Below are 11,756 nucleotides of genomic sequence, written 5' to 3'. Positions count from 1 at the left end.
GACGTATGAGGACTCCCTCCGGCTTCCCTCCGGCCACCTGGCGAAAGTGGGCTCGCGTGTCGACCAACGCATCGAGCGACGCACCGATGGACGCATCGACCAACGCTTCGACCAACGCTTCGAGCGACGTATCCACGAACGCTTCGAGCGACGCATCGACGAACGCGTCGACCACCGAGGGAAAACTCCTCGACTACCTCAAGCGGGCCACCGCCGATCTCGGCCGGACCCGCCGCAGACTGCGCGAGGTCGAGGCGGCGGCACACGAGCCGATCGCCGTGGTCGCCACCGCCTGCCGCTACCCCGGCGGGGTGGACACGCCCGAGGAGTTGTGGCGGCTCGTCGCCGAAGAGGCCGACGCGGTAGGCGACTTCCCGCGCGACCGCGGCTGGGACGTCGACGGCATCTACGACCCGGACCCCGCCCGAGCCGGGCACACGTACACCCGGCGCGGCGGATTCCTCGCCGGCGCGGCCGACTTCGACGCCGAACTGTTCGGCGTCAACCCGCGCGAGGCACTGGCCATGGACCCGCAACAGCGGTTGTTCCTGGAGACCTCCTGGGAGGTGATCGAGCGCGCCGGCATCGATCCGACCTCGCTCGGCGGCAGTCGGGTCGGGGTGTTCGCCGGCGCCGTCTCCTCCGGCTACGCCGAGCGGATCGCCGACGTGCCGGAAGAGGTCGAGGGATACCTCGGCACCGGCGGCATGGTCAGCGTCGTCTCCGGGCGCGTCGCCTACACCCTCGGCCTCGAGGGGCCGGCCGTCACGGTCGACACCGCGTGCTCGTCCTCGCTCGTGGCCGTCCACCTCGCCGTGCACGCGCTGCGTCGCGGCGAGTGCACGATGGCACTGGCCGGCGGGGTGACCGTGCTGTCCACGCCCGGCATCTTCGTCGAGTTCAGCCGGCAGCGCGGCCTCGCCCCCGACGGGCGCTGCAAGGCGTTCGCCGCGGCGGCCGACGGCACCGGCTGGGCCGAGGGCGCGGGTGTGCTGCTGCTCGAACGGCTCGGCGACGCGGTCCGGGCCGGACACCCCGTACTGGCCGTCATCCGGGGCAGCGCGGTGAACCAGGACGGCGCCAGCAACGGCCTGACCGCCCCCAACGACCTCGCCCAGGAACGGGTCATCCGCCAAGCCCTCGACTCCGCACGGCTGAATGCCCACGACGTCGACGCGGTCGAGGCACACGGCACCGGTACGGTCCTGGGCGACCCGATCGAGGCACGGGCCCTGCTGGCCACCTACGGCCGCGACCGGCCCGCCGGACGACCGCTGCGCCTCGGCGCGGTCAAGTCCAACATCGGCCACACCGGCGCGGCGGCGGGCGTGGCCGGCGTGATCAAGATGATCGAGGCCATGCGGCACGAACTGCTGCCGCGAACACTGCACGTGGACGAGCCGACCCCGCACGTCGACTGGTCGTCCGGCGGCGTCGAACTCCTCACCCGGGCCCACCCCTGGCCGAGCGACGGCCGTCCGCGCCGGGCCGGGGTCTCCTCCTTCGGCGTGAGCGGCACCAACGCACACGTGATCGTGGAGGAGGCGCCGCGGTCACCGGCGGAGCCGGCACCGGGCGAACCCGACATGCCGACCGGCGCGGATATGCCGGCCCTGCCGTGGGTTCTCGGTGCCCGGGGCGACGAGGCGTTGCGGGATCAGGCCGCTCGGCTCGCCGCGCATCTGCGGGCGCGGCCGGGGTTTCGTCCGGCCGACGTGGGCTATTCGCTGGCCGTGTCGCGGGCCGCCCTCGACTCCCGTGCCGTCGTCGTGGGCACCGGTTCCGACGACCTGCTCGCCGGGCTCGACACGCTGGCTCGGGGCGAGGACTCGACCCGCGTCGTGCGCGGTCGGGTCGGCCAAGACTCCCGTGTGGCCTTCCTGTTCACGGGCCAGGGCAGCCCGCGTCCGGGCATGGGCCGGGAACTGTACGCGGCCTGGCCGGTGTTCGCGAGCGCCTTCGACGCGGTGGCCCGGGAACTGGACGCCCGGCTGGCCGGACACGTCGAACGGCCGCTGGCCGAGGTCGTGCTGAGCGTCGACGATCCGGGCGCGGGGGAACTGCTCGGACGGACCGTCTACGCGCAGACCGGCCTGTTCGCGCTCCAGGTCGCCCTCTTCCGACTCTACGAATCGTGGGGCGTGCGACCGGAGTTGCTGCTCGGGCACTCGATCGGCGAGTTGTCGGCCGCCCACCTGGCCGGGGTATGGCCGCTGCCCGACGCCGCGGCGCTGATCGCGGCCCGTGCGCTCGCGATGCAGGAATTGCCCTCCCGCGGCGCGATGGTCGCGGTCGCCGCGAGCGAGGCGGAGATCCGCGCCGCGATCGCCGAGCACGGCGTCGCGGCGGACGTGGCGGCGGTCAACGGCCCGGCCGCCGTCGTGGTCTCCGGCGACACCGAGCCGGTGCTCGCGCTGGCCCGGCGATTCGCCGAACAGGGCCGGCGAACCCGACGGTTGGCCACGAGCCACGCGTTCCACAGTGCGCACATGGACGGCCTGTCCGATCGGTTCCGCAAGGTGGCGGCGAGCGTCTCGGCGTCGGCCCCGCGCATCCCGGTGATCTCCGACCTGAGCGGCCGCCCCCTCACGGCGGAGGAGGCGGGCAGCGCGGACTATTGGGTCCGGCACGTGCGCGGGACGGTCCGGTTCGCCGACGGCGTCGCCGCACTTGCCGACGCGGGCGCGACCGCGCTGATCGAACTGGGCCCGGACGGGGTGCTGACCGCGCTCGCCCGGGACTTCCTGGCCACCCGGTCGTCCGGATCCGCCGCGATCCCGGTCTGCGTCCCGGCCCTGCGCCGGGGCCGACCGGAGGCGGTCACCGCGGTGCACGCCCTCGGCGCCCTGCACGCCTGCGGCAGCCGGATCGACGGCGAGCGGTTCTTCGCCGGCACCGGCGCCCGTCGGATCGACCTGCCGACCTACGCGTTCCGCCGCAGGCGATACTGGCTCGACGTCGACGCGGGCGCGCCGATGGGGGCCGGCCCGGGGGCGACCGCCACCGGTCACCCGCTGCTCGGCGCCGAACTGAGCCTGGCGGCCGGCGACGGACCGGTCCTCACCGGACGCCTGTCCCGACGTACCCACCCGTGGTTGGCGGACCACGCCGTCGGCGGCAGCGTGCTCTTCCCCGGCACCGCGTTCGTGGAGGTCGCGATCCGGGCCGGTGACCGGGTGGGCTGCCCGCACGTGGCCGAACTCATGGTGGAGGCACCGCTCGTCGTTCCCGAGGACGACGCGGTGTGGATCCAGGTCACGGTCGGACCGGTCGAAGAGGCCGGCCGCCGTCGGGTGGAGGTGCACTCCCGGTGCGAGGACGGCGGTGGTCACGGGTCGGGTACGAACGACGCGTGGACCCGGCACGCGGTCGGCGTACTCACGTCCGAAGCCGCCGTCGAGACCGCGCCCGACGCGGATCCCGTCACCTCGGGGCCGTGGCCGCCACCCGGGGCCGAACCGGTCGACCTCGGCGGCTTCTACGCCGACCTCGCGGCCGGCGGCTTCGGCTATGGCCCGTCCTTCCGCGGTCTGCGCGCCGCCTGGCGGCTCGACGACCACGTGTACGCCGAGGTGTCCCTCCCCGCCGAACGCCGTGACGAGGCAGCCGGCTTCCTCCTGCACCCGGCGCTGTTCGACGCCGCCCTGCACGCCGGCGGCCTGATCGAGCACGGGCACGATCCCGGGCAGCCGCGACTGGTGTTCTCCTGGCGCGGGGTGAGCGTGCACGCCGTCGGCGCCGGGGCACTGCGCGTACGCATGTCGGTCACCGGCGCCGACGCGGTCGAACTGGTCGCCGCCGACGGCGCCGGCAACCCCGTCGTCTCGGTCCGCGAACTGGTGACCCGCCCCACCCACCCCACCGGCCCCGCCGAGACGGCCGGCGGCGAGCTGTACCGGCTCGACTGGATCCCGCTCGCCGCACCCGAGCGGCCGCAGGACCCGGCCGGCGGCCCGTGGGCCGTGCTCGCCCCCGATCCCTTCGGCGTGGGCGGCGCACTGGAGCGGGCCGGGATCGCGGCGCGTGAGCATCCCGAACTCGCGGCGCTCGCCGACGAGTCCGTGGCCCCGGCGGTGGTCCTGCTCCCGCTCGCCCCCGAGCCCCCGGCGGCACTGCCCGACTCGGCCGGCCGGGCCGTGGAGCGCATGCTGCACACCGTCCGACAGTGGTTGGCGCACCCCGCGTGGGCGGCGACCCGCCTGGTCGTCCTCACGCGCGGCGCCGTCGCGGCCCGCCCCGGTGAGGGCGTCGCCGACCCGGCCAACGCGTCCGTCCGGGGCCTACTGTGTTCGGTACAGGCCGAACACCCGGGGCGCTTCCTGCTCGTCGACATCGACCCGGACGCCGACACACCGACCACGCTGCCCGACGCCGTCCGGACGGCGTTCGCCGCCGGCGAGTCGCAGATCGCACTGCGCGCGGGCGCGGCGCTGGTCCCGAGGATCGTCCGGGGCGACGATTCCGGACTGCTGCCCCTCGCCCCCGACGGCCCCTGGGTGCTCGACACCACCGGCGCGGGCGACCTGGACCGCCTCGCGCCGCTGCCCTTCCCGGACGCCGCCCGCCCGCTCGCCCCGCACGAGATCCGGCTCGCGGTCCGCGCCGCCGGCCTCAACTTCCGCGACGTGCTGGTCGGTCTGGGCGTGGTACCCGCGCACGTCGGCATGGGCACCGAGGCCGCCGGGATCGTCACCGAAGTCGGCTCGGCCGTTGGCGACCGGCGACCCGGCGACCGCGTGACGGGCCGGGTGCCCGCCGCGCTAGGCCCGGTCGCCGTCGTCGACCACCGGGCCGTCGTGCGCATTCCGGCGGGATGGACGTTCGCCGAGGCCGCCGGCATGCCGGTCGCCTTCCAAACCGCCCACCACGCCCTGTTCGAGGTCGCCGACCTCAAGCCGGGCGAATCCGTCCTGATCCACGCGGCCGCCGGCGGCGTGGGCATGGCCGCCGTACAACTGGCCCGACACCTCGGCGCCGAGGTCTACGCCACGGCGAGCCCCGGCAAGTGGGACATTCTACGCGAACTCGGCCTGGACGACCGGCACATCGCCTCCTCCCGCTCGCTCGACTTCGAGCACGCCTTCGCCGGCGCGGGGGACGGCCGCGGCGTCGACGTCGTCCTCAACGCGCTGGCCCGGGAGTACGTGGACGCCTCGCTGCGCCTGCTGGCACCCGGCGGCCGGCTGGTGGAACTCGGCAAGACGGACCGGCGCGACCCCGAAGCCGTCGCCGCGCGGTACCCGGGGGTGACCTACCACCCCTTCGTCGACCCCGGCCCCGAGCGCATCGGCCGCATCCTCACCGAGATCGTCGACCTCGTCGAGGGCGGCGCCCTGCACCTGCTCCCGGTGCGCACCTGGGACATCCGGGAGGCTGCGCACGCGTACCGGTACATGAGCCAGGCCAGGCACATCGGCAAGATCGTGCTGACCGTGCCCGCCGCACCCGACCCCGACGGCACCGTACTGATCACCGGGGGCACCGGCGCCCTCGGCGGCCTGCTGGCCCGGCACCTGGTGACCGAGCACGGCGCCGAACACCTGCTGCTCACCGGTCGGGCCGGCGAGCGGGCCCCGGGCGCGCGGGCACTGCGCGAGGAACTGTGCCGGCTGGGCGCCCGGCACGTCGAGATCGTCGCCTGCGACGTCGCCGACCGGGAGCAACTGGCCGACGTACTGGGCCGGGTGCCCGCCGCGCATCCCCTGACGGCCGTCGTGCACGCCGCCGGCGTGGTCGAGGACGGTGTCGTCACGTCCATGACCGGCGACGGGCTGCGCCGGGTGTTGCGCCCGAAGATCGACGGCGCGATGAACCTGCACCGGCTGACCGCCGACGCGGACCTCGCGATGTTCGTGCTGTACTCGTCGGTGGCCGGGGTGCTCGGCGGCGCGGGACAGGGCGCCTACGCGGCGGCCAATACCTTCCTGGACGCACTGGCCCACCACCGCCGGGCGGCCGGGCTGCCCGGCGCGTCGCTGGCCTGGGGGTTGTGGGACCAGGCGAGCGGGATCACCGCCGGCCTCGGTCCGGCCGACCGGGCCAGGGCGGCGCGCTCCGGGATGGTGCCGTTGTCCGCCGCGCAGGGGTTGGCCCTGTTCGATGCCGCCACGAACCTGCCTGATCCGCTGCTGCTGCCGCTGCGTTTCGACGGCGCGGCCCTGGAACGCGGCGCCGGCCCGGTGCCCGCCGTGCTGCGCGGCCTGGTGCGCGGCCCGGGGCGGCGAAGTGCCCGCACCACCGCCCGAGCGGAGCCGGCCGCCGATCTGGGGCGGCGCCTGGCCGCGTCGACCGAGGCGGACCGGCGCAGGCTGCTGATCGACCTGGTCCGCGGCCACGCGGCTACCGTGCTGGGCCTCGGCGGCGCGGACGCGGTGGACCCTTACCGAGGCTTCACCGACATCGGCTTCGACTCGCTGACCGCCGTGGAACTGCGCAACCGCCTGGACGCCGCCACCGACCTGCGGCTGCCCGCCACCCTGGTCTTCGACCACCCGACTCCGGCCGACCTCGCGGACCACCTGTACGCCGAACTCGTCCCCGACACCGACACCCCCGCCGTAGTACCCGCACTGCTCGCCGAACTCGACCGCCTGGCCGTCCGGCTCGCCGAGGTGCGGGCCGACGAGGACGACCGCGCCGAGATCGCCGGCCGGCTCGACCGGCTGCGCACCGAGTGGCGCGGCCGAGAGGAGTACGCCGCCGGAGCCGCCTCGACATCCGTCGCCGCGCGGCTCGAGGAGGCGAGCGCGGACGAGGTGCTGGACTTCATCGACCGTGAACTCGGTTCGCCCTGAACCCGGTTCGCCCGGCTCTGTTCAGCCCGTAGAGCCCGTATGGCCCGTACAGCCGTACAGCCGTACAGCCGTACAGCCCGTACAGCCCGTACAGCCCAGGAAGGATCGACACGACCATGCCGGACCGCGACCCGCCGGACAATCGGAAGCTGGTCGGCTACCTCAAGCGCGTGGCCGCGGAACTGCATGACGCGCGCGCGGAGTTGCGTCGCGTGGAGGAGCGGGAGAGGGAGCCGATCGCGATCGTCGGTATGGCCTGCCGCTTCCCGGGCGGCGTCGGCTCACCCGAGGACCTGTGGCGCATGCTGGCCGACGGCCGCGACGGACTGACCGACTTCCCCACCGACCGGGGATGGCCGCTGGACGGGCTCTACCACCCCGACCCCGACCATTCCGGCACCAGCTACGTGCGCTCGGGCGGTTTCGTCGAGCACGCGACCGACTTCGACGCGGGCTTCTTCGGCATCTCGCCGCGCGAGGCGTTGGCGATGGACCCGCAACAGCGCCTCCTCCTGGAGACCTCCTGGGAGGTGTTCGAACGGGCCGGGATCGATCCCGCCACACTGCGCGGCTCCGACACCGGCGTGTTCGTGGGCGCCGTCGACATCGGCTACCCGACGGGAATGCGGGTGCCCGACGAACTCGGCGGCTACCTCGGCACCGGGAATACCGCGAGCGTCGCCTCCGGCCGCCTCGCCTACACCTTCGGCCTGGAGGGCCCGGCGATCACGGTCGACACCGCCTGCTCGTCCTCGCTGGTCGCGCTGCACCTGGCCGGTCGGGCGCTGCGTGGCGGGGAATGCTCCATGGCGCTGGCCGGAGGTGTCACGGTGTACGCGAACCCGGCGGCGTTCGTGGAGTTCAGCCGGCAGCGGGTGCTCGCCGCCGACGGCCGGTGCAAGCCGTTCGCGGCCGCCGCCGACGGTACCGGCTGGTCGGAGGGTATCGGCATGCTGCTTGTCGAACGACTGTCCGACGCGCGCCGCAACGGCCACCGCGTGCTGGCGACCATCCTCGGCTCGGCCGTCAACCAGGACGGCGCGAGCAACGGCCTGACCGCGCCCAGCGGGCCCGCGCAACAGCGGGTGATCCGGAAGGCGTTGGCGAACGCCCGACTGAACGCGCGGGACGTGGACGCCGTCGAGGCACACGGCACCGGCACCCCGCTCGGCGACCCGATCGAGGCCCAAGCCCTGATCGCCACCTACGGCCGGGAACACCACGCGGACGAGCCGGTCCGATTGGGCTCGCTCAAGTCCAACATCGGCCACACCACCGCCGCCGCGGGCGTGGCCGGAGTGATCAAGATGGTGTTGGCGATGCGGCACGGCGTGCTGCCGAAGACGCTGCACGTCGATGCGCCGACGCCACACGTGGACTGGTCCGCCGGCACGGTGGAGTTGTCGACCGAGGCGCGTCCGTGGCCGGAGACGGGCCGGCCGCGTCGGGCCGCCGTGTCGTCGTTCGGGATCAGCGGGACGAACGCACACACCGTGCTCGAATACCGCCCGCCCGAGCCGGCCGACGCGCCGAGCGCCGATGCGCGGGTCGACCCGGGCGTACTGCCGTACCTGCTCTCGGCCACGACACCGCAGGCGCTTCCCGCCCAGGCCGAACGGCTGCACACGCACCTCACCGGCGAAGGCGCCGGGATCGCCCCGGACGACCTCGCCGCCGCGCTGGCCGGCAGCCGCGCCGCACTGGAGCACCGGGCGGTGGTGACGGCCGTGGACCGCGCCGAGTTGCTCACCGGCCTTGCCGCCCTCGCGACAGGAGACCCGATCGGCACCGTCACCGTCGGCCGCGCACGGGCCGACCGCCGACCGGTGTTCCTCTTCGGCGGGCAGGGCGGTCAGCGCGTCGGGATGGGACGGGAACTGCACGCCGCGTACCCGGTGTTCGCGGCGGCCTTCGACGAGGCCGTGTCCGCGTTGGACGACCGGTTGGCCGGGCACGTGGCGTATTCGGTGCGGGACGTGGTCTTCGGGACGGAGGGCACCGAAGGGCTCCTGGACGAGACGGTGTTCGCCCAGGCCGGCTTGTTCGCGGTGGAGTGCGCGCTGTTCCGCCTGGTCGAATCGTTCGGTGTGCGGGCGGAGTTGCTGCTGGGCCATTCGATCGGGGAGTTGGCCGCCGCGCATGTCGCCGGTGTGTGGTCGCTTGCGGATGCGGCGACGGTCGTGGCGGCGCGGGGGCGGTTGATGCAGGCGCTGCCTGCGGGTGGGGCGATGGTCGCGGTGCGGGCCGCGGAGGACGAGGTGCGCGGCGTCCTGGACGGGCGCGGCACGGTGAGTGTGGCCGCGGTGAACGGGCCGGCGTCCGTGGTGGTTTCGGGGGACGAGGGCGCCGTACTGGCGGTGGCCGCGCGCTTCGCGGAGCGGGGGCGGCGAACCAGGCGGCTCCGGGTCGGGCACGCGTTCCACTCGGCGCGGATGGAGCCGATACTGGCCGACTTCCGCGCCGTGCTGGAGGGCGTCTCCTACGCCGACCCGCAGACCCCGATGTTGTCCAACCTCACCGGCGCCGTGGCCGGCGACGGCGAGCTGGCGAGCCCGGACTACTGGCTGCGCCAGGTACGCGAACCGGTCCGCTTCGCGGACTGTGTCGCCTCGGCGCGGGCTTTGGGCGACCTCGTACTGGTCGACGTCGGGCCCGACGGGACGCCGACCGCGATGGCCCGCGAATGCCTCGGCCCGGCCGTCCGGCCGGCCGACGAGGCACCGGCCGACGAGACGCCCACCGCCGCGCTGCTTCGCCGGGATCGGCCGGAACGGGCCACGCTCATCGCCGCTTTGGGTGCGCTGCACGCGTACGGGACACCCGTCGACTGGTCCGCACTGCTCACCGGGCGCGGTGCGGCGGTCGACCTGCCCACCTACCCGTTCCAGCGACAGCGCTACTGGCTCGACCCGTTGCCCGACACGCGCACGACCGGAGACCCGGACAGGTGGCGCTATCGCGCCGAATGGGCCCCGTGGACCGAACGATCCGGCGTCGAACCGTCCGGCACCTGGCTCGTGCTGAGCCATGCGACGAGCCCGTATGCCAACGCATGCGTGCAAGCGCTCGAAGGGCGCGGTGCCGCCGTGATCCCGCTTCGGGTCGACGCGGCGCAGTGCGATCGCGGCGTCCTCGCCGAGCACCTGCGCCGCCTCGGCCCACTCGACGGTGTGCTCTCGCTCCTGTCCGACCTGCCGGGCGAACGCGCCGACCTGCCGGGGCTCACCCACGGCTTGGCGGCCACCCTCGCCCTCGTCCGGGCATTCGCCGACACCCGACCCGGAGGCAGATTGTGGTGCCTGACCTCCGGCGCGGTGTCCGTCGCGGAGCGTGACCCGCTCGGCTCCGCCGACCAGGCCCGGATCTGGGGCTTCGGCCGTACCGCCGCGCTCGAACTGCCCGGCCTCTGGGGCGGTCTCGTGGACCTCCCCGACCCCACGCGGCCCGCGGTCGACGCCGTCGCGGAGGAGTCCGACGCCGTCCGGTCCCGGCTCGCCGCCGTGCTCGCGCACGCCGCCGAGGACCAGGTGGCGATCCGTGCCGACGGCGTCCACGTGCGCCGCCTGGTCCGCGCGCCCGCCGCCGGAACCGCCGACCGGCCCTGGCGGCCCGCCGGCACGGTACTGATCACCGGCGGCACCGGCGGCCTCGGCGCCCGGGTGGCGCGCTGGGCGGCGGGCGCGGGCGCGGAACGTGTGGTCCTGGCCGCGCGTCGGGGTGCGCGGGCCCCGGGCGCGCAAGACCTCGCGGCCGAACTGTCCGCCCTCGGCGTCGCCGTGCTGATCGAGAGGTGCGACACGGCCGACCGGCACGCCGTGGAGCGTCTGATCGGGCGGATCGACGCCGACGGGCCGCCGCTGAGTGCGGTGGTACACGCCGCCGGGGTGGTCCAGGCCGCCCTGATCGCGGACACCGATCCGGTCGAGGCGGCGCGCGTGATCGCGGGCAAGGCCGCCGGCGCCGCCCACCTGGACGCCGTGCTGGGCGAGCGCCCGCTGGCGGCCTTCGTGCTCTTCTCGTCGATCGCCGGCATCTGGGGCAGCGGCGGCCAGGCCATCTACGCGGCCGCCAACGCACACCTCGACGCGATCGCGCGGGACCGTCGCGCGCGCGGCCTGGTCGCCACGTCGATCGCCTGGGGCCCGTGGGCCGGGGGCGGCATGGTCGAGCAGGCCGACGGGGACCGGCTCGCCCGGCTCGGCCTGCGCGCGATGGACCCACAGGCCGCGGTAGCCGCGATGGCCCGCGCCGTGGGCCGGGACGACGCCGATGTGGTCGTCGCCGACGTCGACTGGCGCGCCTTCGCCGCGAGTTTCACGTCGTCGCGCCCGAGCCCGCTGCTCCGCGGCCTGCCCGAGGTCGACGCCGCGCTCGCCGCACCGGCCACCGGCGCCGGCTCGGCGGACCCGGGCCTTGTCGGGCGGTTGGCCGCGGCGGGACCGGCGGAACGCGAGACGATCCTGCTCGACCTCGTACGCCGACAGGTCGCGGCCGTCCTTGGCCACGCCTCGACCGAGCGGATCCGGGCCGACCAGGCGTTCGGCGACCTGGGCTTCGACTCGCTGACCGCCGTCGACCTGCGCGACCGGCTCGGTCGGGCGACCGGCGTCGAGCTGCCGAGCACGCTGGTGTTCGACCATCCGACACCCGTTGCCCTGGCCGCCCGGCTGCGGGCCGCGCTGACCGACGGCGACGAGTCGGTACTCATCCCGGTGCTGGCGGAACTCGACAGCCTGGAGGCCGCGTTCGACCGGGTGGCCGACGAGGACCCGCAGGTCCGGGCTCGGGTCGCGCTGCGCATGCGGCGCTTCGTCGAACGGCTCGGCGCCCTCGACCGGCACGACACCACGAGCCTCGACGGAGCCGGCGTCGAGGCCGCCTCCGACGACGAACTGTTCGCCCTGCTCGACCACCATCTCGAAACCCCCGGGCAGGCCCCGAAAGGTGACCACTCATGAGCGG

The 11,756-nt window shown here is 74.8% G+C and carries 1 protein-coding gene and 1 pseudogene; both read left to right on the top strand.

The features are described 5' to 3' along the window. The first annotated feature begins 5 nt into the window (after nucleotides 1-5). A complete protein-coding gene (locus tag B4N89_RS50910; protein WP_201261109.1) occupies nucleotides 6-6,794 on the top strand; it encodes a type I polyketide synthase in 6,789 nt (2,262 codons plus the stop codon). Between the two features lie 155 nt (nucleotides 6,795-6,949). Continuing rightward, nucleotides 6,950-11,752: pseudogene (locus B4N89_RS53160) on the top strand (SDR family NAD(P)-dependent oxidoreductase); the annotation flags it as partial. Nucleotides 11,753-11,756 lie beyond the last annotated feature (4 nt).

Origin of the sequence: Embleya scabrispora, assembly GCF_002024165.1 — a bacterium.
Classification (GTDB): Bacteria; Actinomycetota; Actinomycetes; order Streptomycetales; family Streptomycetaceae; genus Embleya; species Embleya scabrispora_A.
This window is presented reverse-complemented; position numbering and strand designations above follow the sequence as displayed.

Bases quoted from the DNA above. Each gene is read 5' to 3' on its own strand.
- B4N89_RS50910 (WP_201261109.1), top strand. From the start codon at position 6: ATGAGGACTCCCTCCGGCTTCCCTCCGGCCACCTGGCGAAAGTGGGCT.